Source organism: Burkholderia mycopellens, assembly GCF_964265025.1.
In the GTDB taxonomy this organism is placed as follows: domain Bacteria; phylum Pseudomonadota; class Gammaproteobacteria; order Burkholderiales; family Burkholderiaceae; genus Burkholderia.
In genome coordinates, this window is record NZ_OZ183802.1 from 2,561,385 (window position 1) to 2,587,462 (window position 26,078).

The 26,078-nt window shown below is 67.9% G+C and carries 22 protein-coding genes; 11 read left to right on the forward strand and 11 right to left on the reverse strand.

Going from position 1 to position 26,078, the window contains the following annotated elements; genetic code table 11:
- Window positions 1-145: 145 nt before the first annotated feature.
- The 3 genes from ACPTTC_RS11830 to ACPTTC_RS11840 form a co-directional block, all read right to left on the reverse strand.
- On the reverse strand, window positions 146-1,420 hold the full coding sequence (locus tag ACPTTC_RS11830; protein WP_423392587.1) for a cell division protein ZipA C-terminal FtsZ-binding domain-containing protein: 1,275 nt from the start codon (window positions 1,418-1,420) through the stop codon (window positions 146-148).
- Window positions 1,421-1,505: 85 nt separating this feature from the next.
- A complete protein-coding gene (gene smc / locus ACPTTC_RS11835) occupies window positions 1,506-5,018 on the reverse strand; it encodes a chromosome segregation protein SMC (protein ID WP_175953398.1) in 3,513 nt (1,170 codons plus the stop codon).
- A gap of 139 nt (window positions 5,019-5,157) precedes the next feature.
- Window positions 5,158-6,099 carry a DMT family transporter gene (locus tag ACPTTC_RS11840; RefSeq protein WP_423393353.1) on the reverse strand — a complete coding sequence of 314 codons (942 nt, stop codon included), beginning with the start codon at window positions 6,097-6,099 and terminating at the stop codon, window positions 5,158-5,160.
- Window positions 6,100-6,258: 159 nt separating this feature from the next.
- Between ACPTTC_RS11840 and dapC the strand changes: the two genes are divergently transcribed.
- The 6 genes from dapC (at window position 6,259) to cls (ending at window position 12,444) form a co-directional block, all read left to right on the forward strand.
- Window positions 6,259-7,491, forward strand: coding sequence for a succinyldiaminopimelate transaminase (dapC, locus tag ACPTTC_RS11845; RefSeq protein ID WP_423392588.1), 1,233 nt, complete (start codon window positions 6,259-6,261; stop codon window positions 7,489-7,491).
- Window positions 7,492-7,534: 43 nt separating this feature from the next.
- Window positions 7,535-8,362 carry a 2,3,4,5-tetrahydropyridine-2,6-dicarboxylate N-succinyltransferase gene (gene dapD / locus ACPTTC_RS11850; protein WP_014896723.1) on the forward strand — a complete coding sequence of 276 codons (828 nt, stop codon included), beginning with the start codon at window positions 7,535-7,537 and terminating at the stop codon, window positions 8,360-8,362.
- A complete protein-coding gene (locus ACPTTC_RS11855) occupies window positions 8,362-8,730 on the forward strand; it encodes an ArsC family reductase (protein WP_423392589.1) in 369 nt (122 codons plus the stop codon). Before dapD ends, ACPTTC_RS11855 begins: the two co-directional genes overlap by 1 nt.
- 97 nt (window positions 8,731-8,827) lie before the next feature.
- A complete protein-coding gene (gene dapE, locus ACPTTC_RS11860) occupies window positions 8,828-9,967 on the forward strand; it encodes a succinyl-diaminopimelate desuccinylase (RefSeq protein ID WP_423392590.1) in 1,140 nt (379 codons plus the stop codon).
- A gap of 11 nt (window positions 9,968-9,978) precedes the next feature.
- Window positions 9,979-10,887 (forward strand): 50S ribosomal protein L3 N(5)-glutamine methyltransferase, encoded by a 909-nt coding sequence (gene prmB, locus ACPTTC_RS11865; RefSeq protein WP_226196750.1) that lies wholly within the window; start codon window positions 9,979-9,981, stop codon window positions 10,885-10,887.
- 108 nt (window positions 10,888-10,995) lie between these two features.
- Complete coding sequence (gene cls / locus ACPTTC_RS11870; RefSeq protein ID WP_423392591.1) at window positions 10,996-12,444, forward strand: cardiolipin synthase; 1,449 nt, start codon at window positions 10,996-10,998, stop codon at window positions 12,442-12,444.
- Between the two features lie 63 nt (window positions 12,445-12,507).
- On the opposite strand, the gene ACPTTC_RS11875 is transcribed toward cls, so the two are convergent.
- Window positions 12,508-12,987 carry a glutathione peroxidase gene (locus ACPTTC_RS11875; RefSeq protein WP_027787077.1) on the reverse strand — a complete coding sequence of 160 codons (480 nt, stop codon included), beginning with the start codon at window positions 12,985-12,987 and terminating at the stop codon, window positions 12,508-12,510.
- A 136-nt stretch (window positions 12,988-13,123) separates the two neighbouring features.
- On the opposite strand from ACPTTC_RS11875, the gene ACPTTC_RS11880 reads away from it, so the two are divergent.
- On the forward strand, window positions 13,124-15,055 hold the full coding sequence (locus ACPTTC_RS11880; protein WP_423392592.1) for an ATP-binding cassette domain-containing protein: 1,932 nt from the start codon (window positions 13,124-13,126) through the stop codon (window positions 15,053-15,055).
- A 165-nt stretch (window positions 15,056-15,220) separates the two neighbouring features.
- Here ACPTTC_RS11880 and ACPTTC_RS11885 read toward each other — a convergent pair whose 3' ends face one another.
- The 3 genes from ACPTTC_RS11885 to alr form a co-directional block, all read right to left on the reverse strand.
- Window positions 15,221-15,487: a DUF2866 domain-containing protein gene (locus ACPTTC_RS11885; protein ID WP_423393354.1), complete on the reverse strand. Its 267-nt coding sequence runs from the start codon at window positions 15,485-15,487 to the stop codon at window positions 15,221-15,223.
- 146 nt (window positions 15,488-15,633) lie between these two features.
- On the reverse strand, window positions 15,634-17,010 hold the full coding sequence (radA, locus tag ACPTTC_RS11890) for a DNA repair protein RadA (RefSeq protein WP_175953404.1): 1,377 nt from the start codon (window positions 17,008-17,010) through the stop codon (window positions 15,634-15,636).
- 11 nt (window positions 17,011-17,021) lie between these two features.
- Window positions 17,022-18,092: an alanine racemase gene (gene alr / locus ACPTTC_RS11895; RefSeq protein ID WP_175953405.1), complete on the reverse strand. Its 1,071-nt coding sequence runs from the start codon at window positions 18,090-18,092 to the stop codon at window positions 17,022-17,024.
- A gap of 218 nt (window positions 18,093-18,310) precedes the next feature.
- Between alr and lplT the strand changes: the two genes are divergently transcribed.
- Entirely contained in the window at window positions 18,311-19,618 is a 1,308-nt protein-coding gene (gene lplT / locus ACPTTC_RS11900) for a lysophospholipid transporter LplT (RefSeq protein ID WP_423392593.1), read from the forward strand.
- 58 nt (window positions 19,619-19,676) lie between these two features.
- On the forward strand, window positions 19,677-20,486 hold the full coding sequence (thiD, locus tag ACPTTC_RS11905) for a bifunctional hydroxymethylpyrimidine kinase/phosphomethylpyrimidine kinase (RefSeq protein WP_423392594.1): 810 nt from the start codon (window positions 19,677-19,679) through the stop codon (window positions 20,484-20,486).
- 18 nt (window positions 20,487-20,504) lie between these two features.
- Here thiD and ACPTTC_RS11910 read toward each other — a convergent pair whose 3' ends face one another.
- The 4 genes from ACPTTC_RS11910 to tsaB are packed head-to-tail and all read right to left on the reverse strand — an operon-like array spanning window position 20,505 to window position 23,752.
- The gene (locus tag ACPTTC_RS11910) at window positions 20,505-21,470 is read right to left on the reverse strand and encodes a DUF1853 family protein (RefSeq protein ID WP_423392595.1); all 966 of its coding nucleotides are present in this window, start codon (window positions 21,468-21,470) and stop codon (window positions 20,505-20,507) included.
- Entirely contained in the window at window positions 21,467-22,501 is a 1,035-nt protein-coding gene (locus ACPTTC_RS11915) for a uracil-DNA glycosylase family protein (RefSeq protein ID WP_423392596.1), read from the reverse strand. Before ACPTTC_RS11915 ends, ACPTTC_RS11910 begins: the two co-directional genes overlap by 4 nt.
- Window positions 22,488-22,988: a ribosomal protein S18-alanine N-acetyltransferase gene (gene rimI / locus ACPTTC_RS11920; RefSeq protein ID WP_175969496.1), complete on the reverse strand. Its 501-nt coding sequence runs from the start codon at window positions 22,986-22,988 to the stop codon at window positions 22,488-22,490. The genes ACPTTC_RS11915 and rimI overlap by 14 nt, the downstream gene beginning before the upstream one ends.
- Complete coding sequence (tsaB, locus tag ACPTTC_RS11925) at window positions 22,985-23,752, reverse strand: tRNA (adenosine(37)-N6)-threonylcarbamoyltransferase complex dimerization subunit type 1 TsaB (RefSeq protein WP_423392597.1); 768 nt, start codon at window positions 23,750-23,752, stop codon at window positions 22,985-22,987. The genes rimI and tsaB overlap by 4 nt, the downstream gene beginning before the upstream one ends.
- Window positions 23,753-23,900: 148 nt before the next feature.
- Here tsaB and ACPTTC_RS11930 point away from each other — a divergent pair, with 148 nt between their 5' ends.
- Entirely contained in the window at window positions 23,901-24,170 is a 270-nt protein-coding gene (locus ACPTTC_RS11930) for an acyl-CoA-binding protein (protein ID WP_011352486.1), read from the forward strand.
- A 359-nt stretch (window positions 24,171-24,529) separates the two neighbouring features.
- Window positions 24,530-26,071, forward strand: coding sequence for a DEAD/DEAH box helicase (locus ACPTTC_RS11935; protein WP_226196728.1), 1,542 nt, complete (start codon window positions 24,530-24,532; stop codon window positions 26,069-26,071).
- Window positions 26,072-26,078 lie beyond the last annotated feature (7 nt).

Here is a 26,078-nt window from a genome sequence, read left to right on the forward strand (position 1 = left end):
AGAAAATCGGATGCCCGATTATCTCAGTTTGCCGCCGTGGCGGGGCGTGCAATGCGCGCCCGACGCGCGTGCTGCAGCGCAAACGGCAAGGTGTGCGCCGCAGCGACGAACGGCGGCGCCGACGCCCGCCGTCCGCGCGTTCGCGTTACTGGCTGAAGAGGCGGCGCGTGACCGGCGAACCGGCCGGAATGCCGGCTTCCTCGAGCTTCGCGTACAGCTTCATCAGCTGCTGCTCGATCGCCAGCAGCGTCGACTCCGGCAACGGCCGGCGCGAATCGTCGACCACGCGCGCGCCGATCCGTTCGGACAGCGATTTCGCGTAATCGCACATCAGCCGGAACGGCAGGATGTCCTCTTCGGCAACCGGCACGTCGAGCACCAGCGTGATCATGTTGCCGCCCTTGTACGTGAGGTCGTCACGCAGGAAGTTCGTGTCGCCGAACTGCAGCATGAACACGGGGTTCTGCTTCGCGTCGAGCTTCACGAAACGCGTGCCGTCGCGCGACAGCAACAGCCCGTCCTGCGATGCAACCGCCTGTACGTAGTTCGCCGACCACGGCGCGCCGTCCGACATCACGTTGATCGACAGTTGCGCGTCGCATTGCGCGGCAAACGCGTCGAGCTCGCGCGCCATCGCGACCGTTTCCATCATGTCCGGGAATTCGGGCGCGCCGTCGATCGCGTCGGCGAACTGCTGGACGCCCGTCACGAATTCGGAGAACTCGAGCTCGTTCAGCGCGCCGCTGCGGTTCGCGAGCTGCGCGGCCGCGCGCAGTTCCTCGTAGCGCACGCCGTTCTGCAGCAACTCCCACTGGCCGCCTTCCGGCTTTCCTTCGATGTGCACGGGCTTGCTGCCCGCGCGGCGCAGCCGCTGCGCGGCCGGCAGGATCTTGTCGCCCGGCAGCGACCCGCCGAGGCGGATCGGCACGATGCAGTCGATCCGGCGGTCGACGATCGCCGGCGGTGCCGACGAGATCGTCGTTGCGGCCGGCAGCACGGGTTCAGCCGGCTCGGCCGGTTCGGCATGCGTTTCGTGCGCGGAGGCCGGTGCGACTTCTTCGCCGGCAACCGGCTCGACCGATTCGGCCGGTGTATCGACGCCGGTCGCCTCGGCCTGCAGATCGACCGGCATGTCGGCCGGCGCTGCGCCGCCGAACGTCGGCTCGACGCGCGCGACTTCGGCCGGCGTGGCGGCCGCCGCGGCCGGTGCCGTGGGCTCGCGCCGCACCGGCCGACGCACCGGCTCGATGAACGGCAGTTCTTCCTCGCGTTCGGGGCGGTTCATCGCCTCGACCGCTTCCTCCGGCATCGGGCGCGGCATCCTGCGCCGCACCTTCGCGCCCTGCCATGCGTTGTAGACCACGACGCCGCCCACCACGACGGCGCCCGCGCCGATCAAACCGAGTGTCAACTCGTCCATGCACGCTCCATCAGCAATTCTTGTTCGTCGGAACCGCGAACGGGCGCCCATGCGCCGCGCGAACGCGGTCCGGTTTCGTCAAACGTCAATTCTGGGCAAAACCCGCGGCGGTTTCCATGTCCACCGCGACGATCCGCGACACGCCCTGCTCCTGCATCGTCACGCCGATCAGCTGCTGTGCCATTTCCATCGCGATCTTGTTGTGCGAGATGAACAGGAACTGCGTCTTGTCGGACATCGCGCGCACGAGATTCGCGAAACGCTCCGTGTTCGCGTCGTCGAGCGGTGCGTCGACCTCGTCGAGCAGACAGAACGGCGCCGGGTTCAGCTGGAACATCGCGAACACCAGCGCGGTCGCGGTCAGCGCCTTCTCGCCGCCCGACAGCAGGTGGATCGTTGCGTTCTTCTTGCCGGGCGGCTGCGCCATCACCTGCACGCCGGCGTCGAGAATTTCGTCGCCCGTCATGATCAGCTTCGCCTGGCCGCCGCCGAACAGGCGCGGGAACAGGTCGCTGAAGTGGCGGTTGACCTCGTCGAAGGTGCCCTGCAGCAGCGTGCGGGTTTCCTGGTCGATCTTGTGGATCGCGTCCTCGAGCGTCGTGATCGCGTCGATCAGGTCGGCCGACTGCGCGTCGAGGAACACCTTGCGCTCGCTCGCGGCCTTCAACTCGTCGAGCGCGGCCATGTTCACCGGGCCGAGCGCGTTGATTGCGTTGTTCAGGCGCGTGACCTCGCCCTGCAGGTACGACGGCTTCAGATCCGGCGTCAGCTTCTCGCTCAGCGCGGCCTCGTCGACCTCGGCCGTCGCGAGCTGCTCGGCGAACTGCTCGACCGACAGGCGCGCGGCCTGCTCCTTCAACTGCAATTCGGTGATGCGGTCGCGCAGCGGCTGCAGCGAGCGCTCGGCGACGAGCCGCTGCTCGTCCGACGCGCGCAGTTTTGCAGTCAGGTCGTCGAGTTCGATCCGTGCGGCCTGCAGCGCCTCTTCCTTCACCGCACGAATCTCGAGCGCGTCCTGCAGGCCCGTGTGCGCGGTCTGCTCGTTGATCGTCTCGAGCTCGGCGCGTGCGTCTTCCAGCGACGCGGCAACGCGCTCGCTCTGCTCGTGCGCGACCTGGATGCTGCGCTTGAGCTCGTCGATCCGGGTCACCGCGTTGCGCGCGGCGAAGCGCGCATCGTTCGCGCCGCGCTCCAGATCGCGCGCTTCCTGACGCGCCTGCGTCAGCGATTCGTCGAGCGCTTCGAACGCGAGCTGGTTGTCCTCGAAGCGCGCCTGCAGTTCCGCGAGTTCGCCGTCGAAACGCTCGAAATTCGCTTCCGACTCCGCGCGCATCGCGCGCTGCTCTTCGATCTGCGCGCCGATTTCCTCGAGTTCCTCGCGGATCTGCGTGCTGCGCTGCGTGTAACGTTCGTGCGCCTGCGCGAGCTTCAGCACGTCCATCTGCAGCGCGTGCACGCGCTGCGTCGCACGCTCGGCCTGCGCTCGCACGTCGCCGAGCGCCTGCGTGGCCTGCGTGTGCGCGGCTTCCGCACGCACGGCTGCCGTGCGCGCCTCGTCGGCGAGCAGCGCCTGTGCGCGCACCTGGCGCGTCAGGTTTTCGATTTCCTGCTGACGGGCCAGCATCCCGGCCTGCTCCGAATCGGCCGCATACAGCTGCACGCCGACGCGCGTGACGATATGGCCGGCCTTGACGACGAACGCGCCGCCTGCCGGCAGCTGCGCGCGCGTCGCGAGCGCCTGCGCGACGTCGTCGGCGACGTACACGCTGCCGAGCCAGTCGTTCAGCACCGCGCGGATGCCCGCATCGTCGATGCGCACGAGCGACAGCACCGGACGCAGGCCGGCCACGGCCGCAGGCGGTTCGCCGGCCACGGGCGGTGCGTAGAACGCGAGCTTCGCGGGCGGTGCGTCGGTGGCAAAAGCCTTCACCCAGTCGAGATTCGACACCTCGAGCGCGGCGAGGCGCTCGCGCAGCACGGCTTCGAGCGCGGCTTCCCAGCCCGCCTCGACATGCAGCTTCTTCCACAAACGCGGCAGCGCGCCGAGCTCGTGCTTGTCGAGCCACGGCTGCACCTTGCCTTCGGTCTGCACGTTTTCCTGCAACTGCTTCAGCGCGGCGAGACGCGCCTCGAGCTGGTGGATCTGCGCGGCTTCGGCCTGCACGCGCTCCTGCGCGGCACGCCGTTCGCCATCGAGGCGCGGCACCGTTTCCTGCGCGTCGGCGAGACGCGCCTGCGCTTCGGCCAGGATCTCCTCCTGCTCGGCGAGCTGCATGCGCAGTTCTTCGAGCTGGGCTTCGTCCGGCGCGTCGAGCCCGCCCGCTTCGCTCTTCAGGCGCTCATGGCGCTGCTGAAGCTGCTGGAGCTGCTGGTCGGCGTTGCGCTGGTGCGCGGCTTCGAGCTTCAGCGACTGTTCGGTCTGCGCGATCCGCGCGCGCTCGTCGTTGAGCTGCGCCTGCGCGTCGCGCCACTTCGCCTCGAGCGCCGGCAGCGCGTCGTGCTTCGCTGCCGCGTTGTCTTCGGCGAGCGCGGCCTTCTCGTCGGCCATCGCGCGCGCTTCCTCGGCTTCCTCGAGCTCGTCCTGCGCCTTCTCGGCCTGCGCGCGCCATTGCTCGCGTTGCGCATTGAGCGCGGCGATCTGCGCCTGCACGCGATTGCGCGATTCGACGATGAACTTGATCTCGGCTTCGAGGCGGCTCACCTCGGCGTTCGCCTCGTAGAGCGAACCCTGCGCGCCCTGCATCGCGTCGCTTGCCGAGTAATGCGCGACGCGCAGCGTCTCGAGCTGCGCCTCGACCTCGCGCAGCTTCGCCGTTTGCGCCTCGAGGTCGATCTGCGCCTGCTCGATCGCACGCTGCTGCTTCTGCTGTTCGCCGGCGGCCTCGTTCTTGCGCAGCAGCCATAACAGGCGCTGCTTCTCCTCGCCGTCGGCGACGAGTTCCTTGTACTTGGTGGCGACGACGGCCTGTGCCTCGAGCTTCTCGAGGTTCGCGCCGAGTTCGCGGACGATGTCCTCGACGCGCGTCAGGTTCTCGCGCGTGTCGTGCAGGCGGTTCTCGGTTTCGCGGCGGCGCTCCTTGTACTTCGACACGCCCGCGGCTTCCTCGAGGAACACGCGCAGCTCTTCCGGCTTCGCCTCGATGATCCGCGCGATCATGCCCTGCCCGATGATCGCGTACGCACGCGGCCCGAGGCCGGTGCCGAGGAAGATGTCCTGGATGTCGCGGCGGCGCGCCGGCAGGTTGTTGATGTAGTAACTGGACGTGCCGTCGCGCGTGAGCACGCGCTTCACGGCGATCTCGCCGTACTGGCCCCACTGGCCGGCCGCGCGGCCGTCGGAGTTGTCGAAGATCAGTTCGACACTGGCCCGGCTGCCGGGCTTGCGGGCGGTCGAGCCGTTGAAGATCACGTCCTGCATCGACTCGCCGCGCAGCTCGGAAGCGCGCGACTCGCCGAGCACCCAGCGCACGGCGTCGATGATGTTGGACTTGCCGCACCCGTTCGGGCCCACCACGCCGACAAGCTGGCCCGGAACCTGGAAATGCGTGGGATCGACAAAGGATTTGAAGCCAGCGAGTTTGATCGAGCTCAGACGCACGGCGGTATCGGATGTGAAGAAGGTGTGAAACGGACGGAGCCGCACTGCGCGAGGCCGGACGGCCCATGCGCGCGATGCGCCCCGGAATTCAAAAGCGGGGCCGCGCGCATCCAGCGTTGGGCCCCGCAAACGGCTTCCATCATACCATCGCGCGTGCACCGTCCCGACCGTCGCCGGGTTTGTCCGGTGCAGGCGCGGCGCGATGGACCCGGCTCGACAGCAGCGTCGCCAGCACGATGCACGCGCCGCCCGCCCACTCGCGCGCGGTCGGCAGCTCGTTCGCGAACACCCATGCCGACAGCGCGGTGATCACGATCTCGAACAGCATGATGATCGACGCACGGTTCGCCGGCACGCGCGCCAGCCCGTATTGCACGAGCAGGTTGTTCGACGCCATCGTCACGCCGATCGCGACGATGATCAGCGCGGCCGTGCCAAGCTGGCCGCCCGCCGGCGCCGCAGGAATCCCCTCGAACAGCGACGCGATCGCGCCGAACACGGCCGCGCCGCCGAACAGCGTCGCGGTGCGCATCTCGGCGCGCATCTCCGGCAGTTCACGGCTCGCCTTGATCACGAGCACGTTGCTCATCGCGAAGCTCAACCCGGCCGCGAGACCGGCCCATTCGGCCGGGGTGGCCGGCAGCGGCAGGCCGAGCTTCGGCGACCACAGCATCAGCATCGCACCGCCGATCGACAGCGCCGCGAGCCCGGCGCCGGCCCAGGTCAGCCGCTCGCGCAGCAGGAAGTGCGCGTAGATCGCGGTCCACGCGGGGGTCAGGTAGAACAGCAGCATCACGCGCAGCACTTCGCCGTGGATCGTGCCCCACACGAACCCGAGGTTCGTCACGCCGGCCGTCACCGCGATGCCGGGCAGCACCCAGTGCCAGCGGAGCGTCGAGATCGTGCGGTGCCGCGCGAATATCACGAACAGGAAGGCGACGAGGCTCGTCAGCGCGCTCGCCAGCGTGCCCGTCACGCCCAGCGATGCCAGGATCCGCAGCGGATACCAGATCAGGCCCCATACCGATGCGCCGATCAGGATGGCCAGCGTCGGCAGGCTGCCGCGTACCGCGTTATTCATTTGGTTCAATACCCTTTATTCGACTAGCCCGGCCGCCGTTCCGGCGGGCCGCGACCGCATTCCGTCACGCTATAATCGTTCGTTGCGACCCGCGCGCCATCGGCGCCCGTTCGCAGCCGCGCGGCGCGCCCGCCGCTTCTTTCGCTCCAACCGGCCGCGATGGCCGCTTCGCCCGTGAACCCTCGACTCGACTCGCTCCAGCCCTATCCCTTCGAAAAGCTGCGCGCCCTGTTCAAGGACGTGACGCCCTCCCGCGCCCTCAAACCGATCAGCTTCGGCATCGGCGAGCCCAAACATGCGACTCCCGCGCTGATCCGCGACGCCGTGGTGGCCGCGCTCGACGGTCTCGCATCGTACCCGGCCACCGCCGGCTCGGACGCGCTGCGCACGTCGATCGCGCACTGGCTCGAGCGCCGCTACGGGCTGCCGGCCATCGATCCGGCGACGCAGGTGCTGCCCGTGTCGGGGTCGCGCGAAGCACTGTTCTCGCTTGCGCAGACGGTGATCGACGCACGCCCGTCCGAACAGGGCGAGAAAGCGATCGTACTCTGTCCGAATCCTTTCTATCAAATTTACGAAGGCGCGGCGCTGCTGGCCGGTGCCGAACCCTATTTCGCGAACAGCGACCCGGCCCGCAACTTCGCGTGCGACTACGCGTCCGTGCCCGACGAAGTCTGGGCGCGCACGCAACTGCTGTATGTCTGCTCGCCGGGCAACCCGACGGGCGCCGTGCTGACGCTCGACGATTGGCGCGAGCTGTTCGCGCTGTCCGACCGCCACGGTTTCGTGATCGCATCCGACGAGTGCTATTCGGAGATCTATTTCGACGAAGCGGCGCCGCCGCTCGGCGGCCTCGAGGCCGCGCACCGCCTCGGCCGCGGCTTCGAGCGGCTCGTGATGCTGTCGAGCCTGTCGAAGCGCTCGAACGTGCCGGGCATGCGCTCGGGCTTCGTCGCCGGCGACGCGGCGCTGCTGAAGAAATTCCTGCTGTATCGCACGTATCACGGCGCGGCGCTGTCGCCGGTCTGGCAGCACGCGAGCATCGCCGCGTGGAACGACGAGGCGCACGTGCGCGAGAACCGCGCGCTGTACCTGCAGAAGTTCAATACCGTCACGCCGATGCTGGCCGACGTGATCGACGTGAAGCTGCCGGACGCGGCGTTCTACCTGTGGGCCAACGTGTCGCGCACCGGGCTGTCGGACACCGAGTTCGCCCGCCAACTGTACGCCGACTATAATGTGACGGTTCTGCCCGGCTCGTACCTGGCGCGCGATGCGCACGGCACGAATCCGGGCCGCGATTTCATCCGGATCGCGCTCGTCGCGGGCACCCCCGAATGCGTCGAGGGCGCGCAACGCATCGTCGATTTCTGCCGGTCTCTCGCGCGGTAATCGTCCATCCGATCAATTCCATCCATCTCCTGCGAAAACGAACATGTCGCAACAACTTCAGCAAATCATCGATACCGCCTGGGACAACCGCGCCGAGCTGTCGCCGAAGGCCGCACCGGCCGACGTCCGCGAAGCCGTCGCGCATGCGATCGAGCAGCTCGACAAAGGCGCGCTGCGCGTTGCCGAGAAGATCGACGGCAACTGGACCGTGCACCAGTGGCTGAAGAAGGCCGTGCTGCTGTCGTTCCGCCTGGAGGACAACGCACCGATGCCCGCCGGCGGCTACTCGCAGTTCTACGACAAAGTGCCGTCGAAGTTCGCGAACTACACCGCTGAAGATTTCGCCGCAGGCGGCTTCCGCGTCGTCCCGCCGGCCATCGCGCGCCGCGGCTCGTTCATCGCGAAGAACGTCGTGCTGATGCCGTCGTATACCAACATCGGCGCGTACGTCGACGAAGGCACGATGGTCGACACCTGGGCAACGGTCGGTTCGTGCGCGCAGATCGGCAAGAACGTGCACCTGTCGGGCGGCGTCGGCATCGGCGGTGTGCTCGAGCCGCTGCAGGCGAACCCGGTCATCATCGAAGACAACTGCTTCATCGGCGCGCGCTCGGAAGTCGTCGAAGGCGTGATCGTCGAGGAAAACTCGGTGATCTCGATGGGCGTGTACCTCGGCCAGAGCACCAAGATCTACGATCGCGAAACGGGCGAAGTCAGCTACGGCCGCATCCCAGCCGGCTCGGTCGTCGTCGCAGGCAACCTGCCGTCGAAGGATGGCTCGCACAGCCTGTACTGCGCGGTAATCGTCAAGAAGGTCGACGCCAAGACGCGCGCGAAGGTCGGCCTGAACGAGCTGCTGCGAGGCGACTGATGGCAAAGCCGCACACCGTGGTCGTCTACGGCATTCCGAACTGCGACACCGTGAAGAAGGCCCGCGTGTGGCTCGACGATCACGGCGTCGAATTCGAGTTTCACGACTTCAAGAAGCTCGGTGTCAGCGCGCCGCTCGTCGAGGACTGGCTGAAGGACGTGTCGCTCGACGCGCTCGTCAACAAGCGCGGCACGACGTGGCGCGGCCTGGACGACGCGATGAAGGCGGCCGCCGAAACGAAGGCCGGCGCGGTCGCGCTGATGATCCACAAGCCGTCGGTCATCAAGCGCCCCGTGCTGGTGGTCAACGGCCGGGTGAAATCGCTCGGCTTCACCGCCGATCAATACGCGGCGCTGTTTGCCGCATAGGGTTGCCCGCGCTGCGCGGCGCCCGTTCGCGCAGCGCACGACGTCTCATCGCTGCCGGCCACCGCGCCGGCATTTTTTATCGAAAGTGGTCCGAACCATGTCCGCCACCCTAGCCCTTACCGAACAGCTGATCGCCCGCGCGTCCGTGACGCCCGACGACCAGCATTGCCAGCAGATCATGACCGAGCGCCTCGCCGCGCTCGGCTTCGAATGCGAGACCATCGCGTCGCACGGCGTCACCAACCTGTGGGCCGTCAAGCGCGGCACCGACGGCCGCGACGGCAAGCTGCTCGCGTTCGCGGGCCACACCGACGTCGTGCCGACCGGCCCGCTCGAGCAGTGGAGCTCGCCGCCGTTCATCCCCGCCCATCGCGACGGCAAGCTGTACGGCCGCGGCGCGGCCGACATGAAGACGTCGCTCGCGGCGTTCGTCGTCGCGTCCGAGGAATTCGTCGCAGCCCATCCCGACCACCGCGGCGCGATCGCGTTCCTGATCACGAGCGACGAGGAAGGCCCCGCCACCGACGGCACCGTGAAGGTCGTCGAGCTGCTCGAAGCACGCGGCGAACGCATGGACTACTGCATCGTCGGCGAGCCGACGTCGACCACCGAGCTCGGCGACGTCGTCAAGAACGGCCGCCGCGGCTCGATGTCGGGCGAACTCGTCGTCAAGGGCGTACAGGGCCACATCGCGTATCCGCACCTCGCGAAGAACCCGATCCACCTGCTCGCGCCGGCGCTCGCGGAGCTCGCCGCCGAGCAGTGGGACGCAGGCAACGAGTACTTCCCGCCGACCACCTGGCAGGTGTCGAACCTGCACGCCGGTACCGGCGCGACCAACGTGATTCCCGGCCACGCCGACCTGCTGTTCAACTTCCGCTTCTCGACCGCGAGCACGGTCGAGGGCCTGCAGGCGCGCGTGCACGCGATCCTCGACAAGCACGGCCTCGAATACACGCTGAAATGGTCGGTAAGCGGCCTGCCGTTCCTCACGCCGCGCGGCGAGCTGTCGGGCGCGCTGGAAAACGCGATCCGCACCGAGACCGGCATCGCGACCGAACTGTCGACGACCGGCGGCACGTCGGACGGCCGTTTCATCGCGCGCATCTGCCCGCAGGTGATCGAGTTCGGCCCGCCGAACGGCAGCATCCACAAGATCGACGAGCACATCGAAGTGCGCTTCGTCGACCCGCTGAAGAACGTGTACCGCCGCGTGCTCGAACAACTGATCGCCTGATGGAGCCTCGCATGACGACACCTTTTGCCACTGTTCGCGACCTGCTTCGCTACGCGGTCACGCGCTTCTCGAAAGCGAAGCTCGCGTTCGGCCACGGCTCCGACAATGCGTACGACGAAGCGGCCTACCTCGTGCTGCGCACGCTCGACCTGCCGCTCGACACGCTCGAGCCGTTCCTCGACGCGCGGCTGCTGCCCGACGAAATCGCGGCCGTGCTCGCGGTGATCGAACGGCGCGCGACCGACCGCGTGCCGGCCGCGTACCTCACGCATGAAGCGTGGATGCACGGCCACCGCTTCTACGTCGACGAACGTGTGATCGTGCCGCGCTCGTTCATCGGCGAGCTGCTCGACGACGGGCTGCAGCCGTACGTCGCCGATCCCGAGCAGGTCGGCGCGGTGCTCGAGCTGTGCACGGGCTCCGGCTGCCTCGCGATCCTCGCGGCGAGCGCGTTCCCGAACGCCGAGATCGACGCGGTCGACCTGTCCGACAAGGCACTCGAAGTCGCCGAGATCAACGTGCGCGACTACGGCCTCGAAGACCGCATCGCGCTGCATCGCGGCGACCTCTACGCGCCGCTGCCCGCGTTCCGCACCGACCCGGGCTCACGCTATGACGTGATCCTGACGAACCCGCCGTACGTGAACGCGTCGTCGATGGCCGCGCTGCCGCCCGAGTACCGGCACGAGCCGGAGATGGCGCTCGCGGGTGGCGATGACGGGATGGACATCGTGCGACGCATCGTCGCCGAGGCCCATCGCTGGCTGCACGACGACGGCGTGCTCGTCGTCGAGATCGGCAACGAGCGCGAAAACGTCGAAGCCGCGTTCGGTGGCCTCGAACTCACGTGGCTGCCCACCAGCGCTGGAGACGACGCCGTGTTCCTGATCCAGGCGTCGGACCTGCCGCGCAAGGGCTGAACCTTTCCGGCTTGCCCACCGTGCGGTGCACCGTTGCGCCGCACGGTTGGGTAAGATGCGCGTAGGCGGCCGCCCGGCCGCGCGACCTCAGGAGTCCGTCACGCGCCCATGACCCTCGACTGGCTACATCTCGGTACCCTGATCCTGACCATCCACGTGCTCGGGATCGTCGCGGCGTGCCACGCGATCATGAATACGCGTACGTCGCAAGGCGCGATCGCGTGGGCCGTCTCGCTCGCCGCGATGCCGTACCTGACGCTCGTTCCGTACCTGTTCCTCGGCCGCAGCAAGTTCTCCGGCTATGTCGACGCACGGCGCCACGAGCTGGAATTGTTGCGCACGCACACACCGCGCTCGCCGTGGCTCAGCACCGACGCGGCAGACGCGACCGACGGGCCGGCCGCCGACGCGCTCGGCCAGGCCGCCGTGCTCGCGCTCACGCGGCTCGGCGGCATGCCGTTCCTCGGCGGCAACTCGGTACGCACGCTCGTGAACGGCGACGCGACGTTCTCGGCGATCCTGGCGGCTATCGACGCCGCGCGTGACTACGTGGTGGTGCAGTTCTTCATCGTGCGCGACGATGCGCTCGGCCGGATGCTGCGCGACTCGCTGCTCGCGCGTGCGGCAGCCGGCGTGCGCTGCTGCCTGCTGTACGACAGCATCGGCAGCTTCGACCTGCCGCACAGCTACGTCGACACGCTGCGCCAGGGTGGCGTCGAAGTGCATCCGTTCGCGACCAACCGGAAGTTCGTCAACCGTTTCCAGCTCAACTTCCGCAACCATCGCAAGATCGTCGTCGTCGACGGCAATCGCGCGTTCGTCGGCGGCCACAACGTCGGCGTCGAGTATCTCGGCGCGAAGCCGCGCCTGTCGCCGTGGCGCGACACGCACATCGAGATCCGCGGCCCGGTGGTCGCGAGCATCCAGTACGTGTTCGCCGAAGACTGGCACTGGGCGACGCAGAAACTGCCGCCCCTCGCGCTGCCGCCGCCCGCGCAGCCCGGCGACAACATGCATTGCCTCGCGGTGCCGATGGGGCCGGCCGACAAGCAGGAGACGGGCTCGCTGTTCTTCGTCGAGGCGATCAACGCCGCGCGCGAGCGGGTCTGGATCACCACGCCGTACCTCGTCCCCGACGAAGCCGTGATCTCCGCGTTGAAGCTCGCCGTGATGCGCGGCGTCGACGTGCGCATCCTGATCCCGAGCCGGCGCGATCACTACGTGGTGTTCGAAGCGTCGAAGCTGTATGCACGCGACCTGGTCGATGCGGGCGTCAAGGTGTTCCGCTACCGGCCCGGCTTCCTGCACCAGAAGGTCGTGCTGATCGACCGCATCGCGGCGGCGATCGGCAGCGCGAATCTCGACAACCGCTCGTTCCGCCTCAATTTCGAGATCATGGTGCTGACCGTCGACCGCACGTTCGCCGATGAGGTCGAGACGATGCTGGATGCCGATTTCGCGCAGGCGTACGAGGTCGATGCGAACGAATACCGCCGGTCGCCCGCCTGGCGGCGCATCGCGATGCACGTCGCGCGGCTGTTCGCACCGATCCTCTGACGGCCGGGACGGTGGCGGCGCCCGTGCGATCCGCACCGGCACCGCGAACGCCGCCGGCAGCCGTCACAGCAGCTTGTCGATATCCGCGGCGATTTCGTCGGGCTTGGTCGACGGCGCGTAGCGCTTGACGATGCGCCCTTCGCGATCGATCAGGAACTTCGTGAAATTCCACTTGATCGCCTTGAGGCCGAGGATGCCGGGCGCCTCGTCGGTCAGGTAGCGGTACAGCGGATGCGCATGGTCGCCCTTCACGTCGATCTTCGCGAACATCGGGAAGGTGACGCCGTAATTGCGCTCGCAGAACGCGCCGATCTGCGCGGCGTCGCCGGGCTCCTGCTTGCCGAACTGGTTACACGGAAAACCGAGCACATAGAAGCCGCGTGCCGCGTACTGGTCGTACAGCTTCTGCAGGCCCGCGTACTGCGGCGTGAAACCACACTCGCTCGCGGTGTTGACGATCAGCAGCACCTTGCCGCGATACGCGTCGAGCGAGGCCGGCGCGCCGGCAAGCGTCTCTGCGCTGAACGAATACAGGGTGGACATCGGGCACTCCTCTTACGAAACCGGATCGACGTGAAGTCTAGGCGAAATTGCCCCGTTGCGGCATCCGCCGAACGGCCAATGCCCGGCGCGAGCGGCGCGCAGTCTAGAATAGCGGTTTTGGCCAGTCATCTCCGCCGTGATCCGTTTCAATCAGTTCAGCCTTGCGCGCGGCACCAAGCCGCTGTTCGAGTCGACCTCCTTCGTACTCAATCCCGGCGAGAAAGCCGGCCTGATCGGCGCGAACGGCGCCGGCAAGTCGACCCTGTTCTCGGTCCTGCGCGGCGAGCTGCACTCGGACGGCGGCGATTTCTCGATGCCGCCGTCGTGGCGGATCGCCCATGTGTCGCAGGAAACGCCCGCCGTCGACCGCTCGGCGCTCGACTACACGCTCGACGGCGACGCCGCGCTGCGCGAGATCGAAGCGCGCATCGCCGCCGCGTCCGCCGCGCATGACGGCGCCGCCGAAGCCGATGCGCACGCGGCGTTCGCCGACGCCGACGGCTACACCGCACCCGCCCGTGCCGAGGCGCTGCTGCTCGGGCTCGGCTTCACGCTCGCGCAGACGCGCGAATCCGTCGCCAGCTTCTCCGGCGGCTGGCGCATGCGCCTGAACCTCGCGCAGGCGCTGATGTGCCGTTCCGACCTGCTGCTGCTCGACGAACCGACGAACCACCTCGACCTCGACGCGATCGTCTGGCTCGAAGACTGGCTGCACCGCTACCCCGGCACGCTCGTCGTGATTTCGCACGACCGCGAATTCCTCGATTCGATCTGCAATGTCACGCTGCATCTGGAAAACCGCCAGGTGAAGCGCTACGGCGGCAACTACTCGCAGTTCGAAGTGCTGCGCGCACAGCAACTGGCGTTGCAGCAAAGTGCCTACGAAAAGCAGCAGAAGACGATCGAACACCTGCAGAGCTTCGTCGACCGCTTCAAGGCCAAGGCGACCAAGGCCAAGCAGGCCCAGAGCCGGATGAAGGCGCTCGAGAAGATGGAGTTGATCGCGCCCGCGCACATCGCGTCGCCGTTCACGTTCGAATTCCGTACGCCCGACGCCGCGCCGAATCCGATGATGGTGATGGAAGACGTCCGCTGCGGCTACCGCGCCGACGGCGGAGCAGAGATTCCGATCGTCGAGCGGGTCGCGCTGTCGATCCAGAACGGCCAGCGCATCGGCCTGCTCGGCGCGAACGGCCAGGGCAAGTCGACGCTGATCAAGACGCTGGCCGGCACGCTCGCGCCGCTGTCGGGGCACGTCCGAGACGGCAAGGGGCTGACGATCGGCTATTTCGCCCAGCACCAGCTCGAAACGCTGCGCGAGGACGATTCGCCGCTCGCGCATCTGGCGCGGCTCGCGCCCGACACGCGCGAGCAGGAACTGCGCGACTTCCTCGGCGGCTTCAACTTCTCGGGCGACATGGCGACCACCCCGGTCGGGCCGTTCTCGGGCGGCGAAAAGGCACGCCTCGCGCTCGCGCTGATCATCTGGCAGAAGCCGAACCTGCTGCTGCTCGACGAACCCACCAACCACCTCGACCTCGAAACGCGTCATGCGCTGACGATGGCGCTCGCGCAGTTCGAAGGCACGCTGATCCTCGTCTCGCACGACCGCCACCTGCTGCGCGCAACGACCGACCAGTTCATGCTGGTGGCGAAGCACCGGCTGCAGCCGTTCGACGGCGACCTCGACGACTACCGCGACTGGCTGCTGCAGCACGCGGCCGAGCAGCGTGCCGCCGCGAAGGCCGACAGCGCGGCTTCGCCAGGCGCGGGCGCCGCGACCAACCGCAAGGACCAGAAGCGTCAGGCCGCCGAGGAGCGGCAACGCCTGTCGGTGTTGAAGAAGCCGCTGCAGACGCGCATCACGAAGCTCGAGAAGGAGATGGAGACGCTGCACGCGGAGAAGGCGCGCCTCGACGCATTCGTCGCCGACCCGGCGAGCTACGAAGCCGAGCGCAAGGCGGAACTGACCGATGCGATCCGCAAGCTCGGCGACGTCAACACGCGTCTCGAAACGGTTGAGGCCGACTGGCTCGCCGCGCACGAAGAACTCGAACAGATCGGCTGAACGCGGCCGCTGTACCGCCGGCCGGTGCCGCCAGCCCGGCACGCCGGCGAACGGGTTCTTCGACAAACCATCAGGCCCGCACAGGGCCCGGATGCAACAAGGCCGGACACATTGGCCCGGCCTTGTTATTACCGTCGTTTGCCGGCCGCTCGCCGCGCTGCCAGCTCAGCGTCGCGGCAACGTGTCGCGCGGCGTCTGCTCGTCGTCACTCATCAGGTACCGGCGCCCTTCGGTCGGCCGCCTGATCGCCGCGGCCACTTCTGCTTCCGTCACGTCCTCGGACACGACCTTGCGCGCCAGGCGCCCCTCTTCGTCGATCCATTCGACGATCCGGCATCCGCCGCCCCAGGGTTGGCGAATCGGCTCCGACACGCGACAGCCACGCAGGTTGTAAAGGCGTCCGCTCGGCGCTTCCCCATACGACTTCAACATAGGTTCCCTTCGCATTGCGCGGTTCGACAATCCGGCAAAGGATAGGGAAAAGCGATGTCCGTCGGGTTACAGAACCCTACATCTTCTTTACAGAGAATTACGCGACAGATCGCCCGCACGGATGGTCCGGGCGCCTGCCGGGCCGGTCACTCGAGATCGCGAACGCGGTCGATCGCCTGTTCGAGCCGATCGACGGCCATCACGTTCAGCCCTTCGATCGGCTGCTTCGGCGCATTCGCCTTCGGGATCAGCGCGGACGTGAAGCCGAGCTTCGCGGCTTCGCGCAACCGCTCCTGCCCGCGCGGCGACGGCCGGATCTCGCCTGCCAGCCCCACTTCGCCGAACACGATCAGCCCTTTCGGCAACGCCTTGTTGCGCATCGACGAATGGATCGCGAGCAGCACCGCGAGGTCGGCGGCCGGCTCGGTGATCTTCACGCCGCCAACCGCATTGAGAAAGACATCCTGGTCAAAGCACGCGATACCCGCATGCCGGTGCAGCACCGCGAGCAGCATCGCGAGCCGGTTCTGCTCGAGGCCGACCGCGAGCCGGCGCGGGTTCGGCACGTGCGCCGTATCGACGAGCGCCTGGATTTCGACGAGCAGCGGGCGCGTACCTTCCTGCGTGACGAGCACGCACGAGCCGGGTACGACCTGCTCGTGCTGCGACAGGAACAGCGCGGACGGATTCGTGACGCCGCGCAGGCCGCGCTCGGTCATCGCGAACACGCCGAGTTCGTTGACCGCACCGAAGCGGTTCTTGAACGCGCGCACGAGCCGGAACGACGAATGCGTGTCGCCTTCGAAATACAGCACCGTGTCGACGATGTGCTCGAGCACGCGCGGGCCGGCCAGGTTGCCCTCCTTCGTCACGTGCCCGACCATGATGATCGCGGTGCCCGACTGCTTCGCGATGCGCGTGAGCTGCGCCGCACACTCGCGGACCTGCGCGACCGAGCCCGGCGCCGACGTGAGCGCTTCCGAATAGACGGTCTGGATCGAGTCGATCACGGCCACATCCGGCCGTTCCGTGTCGATCGCGGCCTGGATCTTCTCGAGCTGGATCTCGGCGAGCAGCTTCAGTTCATCCGCCGGCGCGCCGCCGTCGAGCAGCGCAAGCCGTTGCGCGCGCAACGCGATCTGCGCGGCCGATTCCTCGCCGCTGATATAGAGCGCGCGCCGCTCGCTCGCGATGTCCGCGAGCGACTGCAGCAGCAGCGTCGACTTGCCGATGCCCGGGTCGCCGCCGATCAGCACGACGCCGCCGGCAACCAGCCCGCCGCCGAGCACGCGGTCGAATTCGCCGATGCCGGTCGAGAAGCGCGGCACGTCGGCCGCTTCGATGTCGACGAGACGCTGGACGGGCGCCCGCTTCGCGAGCGACTGGAAACGATGGGCCGACGGCGCCTCGGCAACCGATTCAACCAGCGTGTTCCAGGCCTGGCACGACGGGCATTGGCCCTGCCACTTGGGGGTCTGTCCGCCGCACTCGCTGCAGACGTATACCGTTTTCTGTTTGGCCACGCGCGACGCCCTTATTCCGCTCGCACGGGCACGCGGCCGGCGACCGCGCACATCAGCTCGTAACCGATCGTCCCGCAATGGCGGGCGACGTCGTCGATCGGCAGCGCATTGCCCCACAGCTCGACGCGCGCGCCGACACCGGCCTGCGGGCACGGGGTCAGGTCGACGGTGATCATGTCCATCGATACGCGACCGACGATCCGCGTGCGGATGCCGTCGACGATCACGGGCGTGCCTTCGGGCGCGACCCGCGGATAGCCGTCCGCGTAACCGCACGCGACCACGCCGATCCGCATCGGTGCCTGCGCGGAGAACGTCGAACCATAGCCGATGGCCTGGCCCTTCCCGATCGTCTGCACCGCGATCAGCTCGGACGCGAGCGTCATCGCAGGCTTCAGCCCGGTATCGGCGATGTCGGACGACGACCCGGACGGCGACGCGCCGTACAGCACGATCCCCGGGCGCACCCAGTCGAAGTGCGTGTCCGGATGCCACAGCACCGCCGCGGAGTTCGCGAGGCTGCGCGCACCGGCGATGTTTTCCGCGCCGCGCTCGAACGTCGCGAGCTGCTCGGCGACGCCGCGCTCGTTGTCCGCATCCGAAAAATGGGTCATTAACGTGATCTGGCCGATGCCCGGGCACGCGCGGGCGCGCTCCCATGCGGCGCGGTATTTTTCCGGCAGGTAGCCGAGCCGGTTCATCCCGCTGTTCATCTTGAGCTGCACGTTGACGGGCTTCGACAGCCGCGCCGTTTCCAGCATCCGCATCTGCTCGTCGTTGTGGACGGTCGTCGTCAGGCTGTAGCGGTCGATCACGTCGATGTCGGTCGAGCGGAAGAACCCTTCGAGCAGCAGGATCGGGCCGGCCCAGCCGAGCTCGCGCAGCTTGACGGCCTCGTCGAGGTCGAGCAGGCCGAAGCCATCGGTGCCGCGCAGGCCGGGAAACGCACGCGCGAGACCGTGACCGTACGCGTTGGCCTTGACGACCGCCCAGACCTTGGACGGGCCGGCAAAGCGGCGGACGACGGAGAGATTGTTCGCGAGAGCGGCGGTATGGATGGTGGCGGAGATCGGGCGCGGCATGGGAAATTTACGTAAAGACGCTTGCGAATCATCAGCTTACCGCGCCTTTTGAGCACTGAAGCCGACAATTTGCGGAACGATCGGGGAATCTTGCTAGTCCGAACTGGCGTATTTTCATGTTATAAAGCCGTGCGCACAACCCATTTCGAACGGAATAAGCCGATCGCATACCAGGCGGCCTACGCGGCCCTGCCGCAGCGACGAAAGCATCGCATCAGATGAAAAAAGGTTTTTACACCATCATGGCCGCGCAGTTTTTCTCGTCGCTGGCCGACAATGCGCTCCTCATCGCCGCCATCGCCCTGCTGAAAGACCTCCACGCCCCCAACTGGATGACACCGCTGTTGAAGCTGTTCTTCGTGTTGTCCTATGTGGTGCTGGCGGCCTATGTCGGCGCCTTCGCGGATTCGCGTCCGAAGGGCCGCGTGATGTTCATCACCAACTCGATCAAGGTCGTCGGCTGCATGATCATGCTGTTCGGCGCCCACCCGCTGATCGCGTACGGGATCGTCGGTTTCGGTGCGGCGGCCTACTCGCCTGCGAAATACGGCATCCTCACCGAGCTGCTGCCGGCCGACCGGCTGGTCGCCGCGAACGGCTGGATCGAAGGCACGACCGTCAGCTCGATCATTCTGGGCACCGTGCTGGGCGGTGCGCTGATCAGCCCGCACATCGCATCGCACGTGATCGCGCACACGCCCGCCTGGATCAGCACGCCCGCCGAAGCGGCGATGGCGATCATCATGGCGATCTACGTGATCGCCGCGCTGTTCAACCTGCGCATCCCCGATACGGGCGCCCGCTACCCGAAGCAGGAACGCGGCCCGGTCAAGCTCCTCACGGATTTCGCCGACTGCTTCATGGTGCTGTGGCGCGACAAGCTCGGCCAGATCTCGCTGGCGGTCACGACGCTGTTCTGGGGCGCGGGCGCGACGCTGCAGTTCATCGTGCTGAAGTGGGCTGAAGTCTCGCTCGGCATGTCGCTGTCGGAAGGCGCGATCCTGCAGGCCGTGGTCGCCGTCGGCGTCGCGGCAGGCGCAATCGCCGCTGCGGCGCGGATCCCGTTGAAGAAATCGCTGACAGTACTGCCCGTCGGCATCATCATGGGCATCGCGGTGATGCTGATGGCGTTCTACACGCGCGACCTGTTCCCGTCGCACTGGGCCGTGCACTTCGGCCACTTGCGCATGCCCGTGTACCTGATCATCGCTTACATCTTCCTGATCTGCGTCGGGGCGTTGTCCGGCTACTTCGTCGTTCCGATGAATGCGCTGCTGCAGCATCGCGGCCACGTGCTGCTGTCGGCCGGCCACTCGATCGCGGTGCAGAACTTCAACGAGAACCTGTCGGTGCTCGTGATGCTGTGCCTGTATGCGGTGCTCGTGTGGCTCGACGTGCCGGTCGGCGTCGTGATCGTGCTGTTCGGCACGTTCGTCTGCCTGACGATGTGGCTCGTGATGCGCCGTCACCAGGCGAACCAGCGCCAGTTCGACTCGGTCGCGCTGATCGGCGAATCGCGGCACTGACGCTACACTTCCCGTTTCCGTCCGCCGGCGCCGGTCCTCGAACCGGCGCGTTGCCCTCATGACGCACCCGATACCCAACATCCTGACGATCGCCGGCTCCGATTCGGGTGGCGGCGCAGGCATCCAGGCCGACCTGAAGACCTTTTCCGCGCTCGGCGCATATGGCGCGAGCGTGATCACCGCGCTGACCGCTCAGAACACGCGCAGCGTGACGGGTGTGCATGCGCCGGACGCTGCGTTCGTGGCCGCACAACTCGACGCGGTGTTCGGCGATATCCGCATCGATGCGGTCAAGATCGGGATGCTCGCGAATGCCGCGATCGTGCACGCGGTGGCCGACGCGCTGCGCCGTTACGCGCCACGCTTCGTCGTGCTCGACACGGTGATGATCTCGAAGAGCTCGCACGCGCTGCTCGCGCCCGATGCCGTCGACGCGTTGCGCGATGCGCTGCTGCCGCTCGCGACGGTCGTGACGCCGAACCTGCCCGAAGCGGCCGCCCTGCTGAACGATGCGCCCGCAACCACCGAAGACGAGATGGTCCGGCAAGGTCAGGCGTTGTTACAGACGGGCGCGCGCGCCGTGCTGATGAAAGGCGGCCACCTGCCCGACGCGTCCGCGAGCCCCGACTGGCTCGTCGAAGCAGCGCGCACCGTGCGGCTCGACGGCGCACGCGTACCGGTCAGCAACACGCACGGCACCGGCTGCACGCTGTCGTCGGCGATCGCCGCGCTGCTGCCGCAGCAGCCGGACCTCGAAAGCGCGGTGCGCGAGGCCAAGATCTACCTGACCGGCGCGATCGCCGCGAGTGGCCGCCTCGACGTCGGGCACGGCGTCGGCCCCGTCCATCACTTCCATCGCTGGTGGTAAGCGCCGGCTAGCGCGGCGTCAGTGATCCTGCGCCGCGAACGCCTGCGCGCGCGCCGGCCAGTCGTCCGGCACGACGAAGCCGCGCGCCGTCTCGCGCCATGTGCCATCGCCCCCCTTCTCATGGATGCCGATCAGGTCGGGAGCCTGACGCTTCGCCAGCACGGGCGGCAGCTCGAGTGCGGCCGCGAGCGGTTGAGGTTCGAAGCCGGCGTCGGCGGCAGCACGTCGCGGTGCAAGCCACGCCAGCCGCGGCAGCACACCCCACGCAACGCCGGCACGCTGCGCGGCCGCCCAGGCCGGCCACTGCGCGTGCGTGAGCCAGAAACCGCGCGGGTGATCCGGCGCGATTTCGGCGGACACGGGCGGCAAAGGCGCACCGTACGGATAGAACAGCCAGCCCTTGATGAACATCTGCGCATCGGACGGCGCGCCGTAGCCGAGCCGCGCGAACGCGTCGTGATTACCGAGCCGCAACTGGTGCTCAAGTAACCGGCTGCGCTTGCGGTCGAACCGGTCGACGAGATTGGGGCCGACGAAATCGGCGAGCGACGCATCGGCTTGTACCGGCGCGCACAAATAGCACTTCACCGCGAGTTCCCAGTGCAGGCGCTGCCCGTCCGGTGCATCGACGAGAAAATCGACCTCGCCGAGCGTCTTGCCGTTGCTGCGCAGCGGCAGATTGGCCGCGACAAGCCGCAGCGACGGCCCATGCGTCAGGAAATACTCGAGCAGGCATTCGGCGTAGCGGCCGAGCCGGGTCGGCCGGAACCCGTCGAGTGCGCGATGCAGCGGCTCGGGCTGCGCATCGAGCGCGGCGAGCCATGTTTCGACAGCCGATTGCCCGACCGCATCCAGCCACGGGCGCGCAAGCGGCGCGGCCGGCACCGCGGTCAGCAGGCTCGGGCTGGCCAGCAGCCAGCCCAGATCCCGGACCGCGACGTCGTGCAGCGTATCGACGAATGCGACCGCCGCGCCGGTCGTCATTGCCCGGCCGGCCCGTTCGCGTCGCCGCCCTCTGCGCGCCGGAACGTGTCGCGCGCGAGGCACAGGTCGGCCCACGCCTTCGACTTGTCCTGCAGGCTGCGCAACAGGTACGCCGGGTGGTAGGTCACGATCACCGGCACACCTTCGTATGCATGCACGCGGCCGCGCAGCGACGCAATGCTCGCGTCCGTCTTCAGCAGGGTCTGCGCGGCGAAGCGGCCGAGTGCGACGATCAGTTTCGGCTTCACGAGCGCGACCTGGCGCTGCAGATAGGGCTCGCAGCTCGCGACCTCGTCCGGCTCCGGATTGCGGTTGCCGGGCGGCCGGCACTTGATCACGTTCGCGATGTACACGTTGTCGCCGCGCTTGAGCGACAGCGACTGCAGCATGTTGTCGAGGAGCTTGCCGGCCTGGCCGACGAACGGCTCGCCCTGCTTGTCCTCGTTCTCGCCCGGCGCTTCACCGATCAGCATCCAGTCCGCTTCGCGGTCGCCGACGCCGAACACGGTGTTGGTCCGCTTGTCGCACAGCCGGCAAAGTGTGCAGTCCGACACGCGTGCAGCCAGCGCATCCCAGTCGAGCGCGGCAACCGGCGCACCGACGGGACGCGATTCGGCCACCGGCACGGGGTCGCCCGGCGGCGCCGCATCGAACCACGCGAAATCGTCGGGGCCGGCAGGCGGCATGTCGTCGATCGGCGGCATCGTGTCGTTCGACGCGACCGGCGCAACCGGTGCAGGCGCGCGATCGCCATCGTCGACACGCCGCGCCGGAGCGACAGGCTCGCGGGCCAGCGGAGCATCGACGCGCCGCGCCACTGCCGGCGGTGCATCGTCCTGCACCGGCGTACGTGCGGTGCGCGCAGGCCGCTCGGACGCGACGGCCGGCGCCGCGTCCGCCGCACCGGTTTGCGCGGCGGCGTGCGCGTCGATTGCCGCGCCCTCGTCCGCGCCTTCATTCGCGCTTTGCCCGCGCCGCACCCAGATCTGCGCGAGGCCCATTTCCTCAAGCGCCGCTTCAGCCCATGCCATGCGCGTCCCCTTCGTCCTTGTTCAGCGTCAGACGCATCACGATCGCGTCCTCCCGACCGCGATGCTTCGCCGGGTAATAATTCTTGCGCCGGCCGATCGTCAAGAAGCCGAAGCGCTCGTACAGATGAATCGCGCGCGGGTTGGACGGCCGCACCTCGAGCAGCACGCCGCCGAGCCCTTCCGCCCGCGAAATGCGCACGGCCTCGCGCAGCAGCGCCAGGCCCGCGCCTGCGCGCTGCGCGGCCGGCGCGACGCACAGGTTCAGCAGGTGCATTTCGTCGATCACGGGCATCAGCACGCAATAGCCGATCAGCGAACCCGTCACGTGCCGCAGGCACACGCCCAGATAGCCGTTGCGCAACGAATCCTCGAAATTGCCGCGGCTCCACGGAAATTCGTACGCGACGCGTTCGATCGAGACGACCTCGTCGAGATCGGCATCCGTCATCGGCGCCAGATAACGGTCGCTCAACAGTACGCCTGTCATCCCTTCGCTCCGCCCGTCTGCGCGGCCCGTGCCGCGACGCGCTCGGCCGTGGTCTGGGCAACCTTGTCGCGCACGTACTCCGGCGCGGCCTGATCGGCCGGCACCGCGCGGCCGGCGCGAAACGCACGCAAAGCGGCATGGGCGACCGCCAGCGCATGCGGCATCGCGTCACCGTCGATCACGGCCGCGTGCGCCGCGGCCGGCAACTGCGTGCCGAACGCGGCGGCCGCATTGCCCGCGAGCGTGAACGGCGCATCGGGCACGCCGACGGCAGCCGGCGCATCGAGCGAAGCCGGGTGCAGCGTGCGCCAGTCGCCGGCGCTGTCGTCCCACGCGAAATCCGCCCAGTAGGCTTCATCCATCCGCGCATCCAGCGCGGCCAGCACGCGGGTCGTGCCGGGCGCGCGCAGCCGCGCGTGCTCGGCGCACGCGAGCAGCGTGCCGATCGGCACGACCGGCAGCCCGCGCCCGAACGCAAGACCCTGGGTGATGCCCGTCGCGGTGCGCAGGCCGGTGAACGAGCCCGGGCCCGAGCCGAAGGCGATCGCATCGCAATCGGCGAGCGTCAGCCCCGATTCGGCGAAAAGCTCCTGAATCGCCGGCAGCACGCGCGTGCTCGACACGGCGCCCGTCAGTTCGTGGCGGACCCAGGTTTGCGGGGTGGAAACGGCGTCATCGGCATGGGCCGAGCGCAGCAGCGCGACCGAGCAGTATTCGGTCGACGTATCGATGGCGAGGAGCACTGTTTGCGTCATGGGCGACATTGTAATGCGACGCCCCGCTCCCACGGGCGATCGGGCCCGATCCGTGCGTGCACGCGGCACCCGGTGGCGGTTTGGAAGGATCGCTCGACCCCGCGCGGCGGTCCGCTTGTTAAGATCGCCCGACCTGAAACCCTTACGGAGACACCCGATGAGCGAACTCACCGCCCAATTCGACCAGGCCCAGATCGACGTCAAGCAACTGACGGAGCGTCCGGGCAACCTGACCCTGCTGCGCCTTTACGCGCTCTTCAAGCAGGCGACCGACGGCGACGCCCATGGCGACAAGCCGGGTTTCACTGACATCGTCGGCAAATACAAGTACGACGCTTGGGATGCGCTGAAGGGCACGTCGCAGGATGCGGCAAAGCAGCAGTACATCGAACTCGTCGAATCGCTGAAGAACGGCACGGCTTCCTGATCGAACCACGCCCTTCGCAATAGGCAATCAAATCAGTGGCGCAGCGCAGCAAATCTCTTTATAATGCGGCCTGCGTCACCTCCGCGCTCGGCTCGCATGCCGTTCCGGCCCGACGCCTCGTAGCGTTAAGCTCCAATCCGGTTTAGAACCTGTCCCCTCCTGCTTCGACCCTAGCGGTCGTCACTTATCAGGCTGGCGGCCCCGCTCCTGAAGCGCGCCGCACCCAAAACAGCTTCTAATGCCTCATCCGCCGACTGTTCGGCGGATTGCACCCGTTTCCCGATTTGCTCGCTGAATCCGACGACTTGGGTATGCGCGATTGGCGCCGACGTTTCACCCACTGTGTTTCAAGGATTGTTATGACTTCGAGCATCAACTCCAGCCCGCTCAACGCGATCGCCGACCAGGCGCTCGGTCTCGACGACGCCGCCGCACCGGCCGCGGTCGAACCGGCGTCGGACGAGCCGAGCTTCGCGTCGCTCGGGTTGTCGCCGGAGATCGTCTCCGCGCTGCAGGCCGCCGGCTATGTGAAGCCGACGCCGGTCCAGCAGCGCGCGATTCCGGCCGGCATCGCCGGCCGCGACCTGCTGGTGTCGAGCCCGACCGGTTCGGGCAAGACGGCCGCATTCATGCTGCCCGCGATCGAACGTTTCGCGCAGCTCCAGAAGACGCTCGCGCAGCAACCGCGCGCGCCGCGCGAAGCAAGCCAGGGCGACCGCCGCGTGCGCCGCCCGCAACCCGTCGCGCGCCCGGGCCTGCTCGTGCTGACGCCGACCCGCGAACTCGCGATGCAGGTCACCACGGCCGCATCGACCTACGGCAAGCACCTGAAGCGCCTGCGCACGGTCAGCATCCTCGGCGGCGTCGCCTACGGCCAGCAGCTGATGCTGCTCGCGAAGAACCCCGAAATCCTGGTCGCCACGCCGGGCCGCCTGCTCGACCACCTCGAGCGTGGCCGTATCGACCTGTCCGAGCTGAAGATGCTCGTGCTCGACGAAGCCGACCGCATGCTCGACATGGGCTTCATCGACGATATCGAAACGATCGTCGCCGCGACGCCCGCGACGCGCCAGACGATGCTGTTCTCGGCGACGCTCGACGGCAAGATCGGTTCGCTGACGAGCCGCCTGCTGAAGGATCCCGAGCGCATCGAGATCCAGCAGCGCCTCGAGTCGCGCGCGAACATCGCGCAGACCGTGCACTACGTCGACGACCGCGACCACAAGGACCGCCTGCTCGATCACCTGCTGCGCGACGACGCGCTCGACCAGGCGATCATCTTCACGGCGACCAAGATCGACGCCGACCAGCTCGCCGGCCGTCTCGCCGACGCCGGCTTCGAATCGGCCGCGCTGCACGGCGACCTGCCGCAGGGCGCGCGCAACCGCACGATCCGTGCGCTGCGCGAGCGCCGCGTGCGCGTGCTGGTGGCCACCGACGTCGCGGCACGCGGAATCGACATCCCGGGCATCACGCACGTGTTCAACTACGACCTGCCGAAGTTCGCTGAAGACTACGTGCACCGTATCGGCCGCACGGGCCGCGCAGGCCGTTCGGGCATCGCGGTGAGCCTCGTGCACCACGCCGAACAGGGTGCGCTCAAGCGCATCGAACGCTTCGTGCGCGCACCTCTGCCGGTCAACGTGATCGAAGGTTTCGAGCCGCGCAAGGCTCCCCCGCGCAACGGCGGCACCGGCGGCCGTGGCCGTCCGGGCGGCGGTAACAGCGGCGGTCGACGTTTCGGCGGCAAGCCGGGCGGTGGCCATGGCGGCAACGGCCGCAGCTACGGCAGCGGCAATGGCGGCGGCTGGAGCGGCAAGCCGGGCGGCAGCCGTGACGGCGGCCCGCGTCGCGACGGTCAGCGCAGCGGCGGCCCGCGTCGCAGCAACTCCGCGTCGTAAGCACGCA

Coding starts and splice junctions, on each gene's coding strand:
- dapD (WP_014896723.1), top strand. CDS start 7,535: ATGTCGCAACAACTTCAGCAAATCATCGATACCGCCTGGGACAACCGC.
- cls (WP_423392591.1), top strand. CDS start 10,996: ATGACCCTCGACTGGCTACATCTCGGTACCCTGATCCTGACCATCCAC.
- ACPTTC_RS11875 (WP_027787077.1), bottom strand. CDS start 12,987: ATGTCCACCCTGTATTCGTTCAGCGCAGAGACGCTTGCCGGCGCGCCG.
- ACPTTC_RS11830 (WP_423392587.1), bottom strand. CDS start 1,420: ATGGACGAGTTGACACTCGGTTTGATCGGCGCGGGCGCCGTCGTGGTG.
- thiD (WP_423392594.1), top strand. CDS start 19,677: ATGACGCACCCGATACCCAACATCCTGACGATCGCCGGCTCCGATTCG.
- ACPTTC_RS11915 (WP_423392596.1), bottom strand. CDS start 22,501: ATGGCATGGGCTGAAGCGGCGCTTGAGGAAATGGGCCTCGCGCAGATC.
- tsaB (WP_423392597.1), bottom strand. CDS start 23,752: ATGTCGCCCATGACGCAAACAGTGCTCCTCGCCATCGATACGTCGACC.
- ACPTTC_RS11910 (WP_423392595.1), bottom strand. CDS start 21,470: ATGACGACCGGCGCGGCGGTCGCATTCGTCGATACGCTGCACGACGTC.
- ACPTTC_RS11930 (WP_011352486.1), top strand. CDS start 23,901: ATGAGCGAACTCACCGCCCAATTCGACCAGGCCCAGATCGACGTCAAG.
- ACPTTC_RS11855 (WP_423392589.1), top strand. CDS start 8,362: ATGGCAAAGCCGCACACCGTGGTCGTCTACGGCATTCCGAACTGCGAC.
- ACPTTC_RS11885 (WP_423393354.1), bottom strand. CDS start 15,487: ATGTTGAAGTCGTATGGGGAAGCGCCGAGCGGACGCCTTTACAACCTG.
- rimI (WP_175969496.1), bottom strand. CDS start 22,988: ATGACAGGCGTACTGTTGAGCGACCGTTATCTGGCGCCGATGACGGAT.
- lplT (WP_423392593.1), top strand. CDS start 18,311: ATGAAAAAAGGTTTTTACACCATCATGGCCGCGCAGTTTTTCTCGTCG.
- ACPTTC_RS11840 (WP_423393353.1), bottom strand. CDS start 6,099: ATGAATAACGCGGTACGCGGCAGCCTGCCGACGCTGGCCATCCTGATC.
- dapC (WP_423392588.1), top strand. CDS start 6,259: ATGGCCGCTTCGCCCGTGAACCCTCGACTCGACTCGCTCCAGCCCTAT.
- ACPTTC_RS11935 (WP_226196728.1), top strand. CDS start 24,530: ATGACTTCGAGCATCAACTCCAGCCCGCTCAACGCGATCGCCGACCAG.
- prmB (WP_226196750.1), top strand. CDS start 9,979: ATGACGACACCTTTTGCCACTGTTCGCGACCTGCTTCGCTACGCGGTC.
- alr (WP_175953405.1), bottom strand. CDS start 18,092: ATGCCGCGCCCGATCTCCGCCACCATCCATACCGCCGCTCTCGCGAAC.
- dapE (WP_423392590.1), top strand. CDS start 8,828: ATGTCCGCCACCCTAGCCCTTACCGAACAGCTGATCGCCCGCGCGTCC.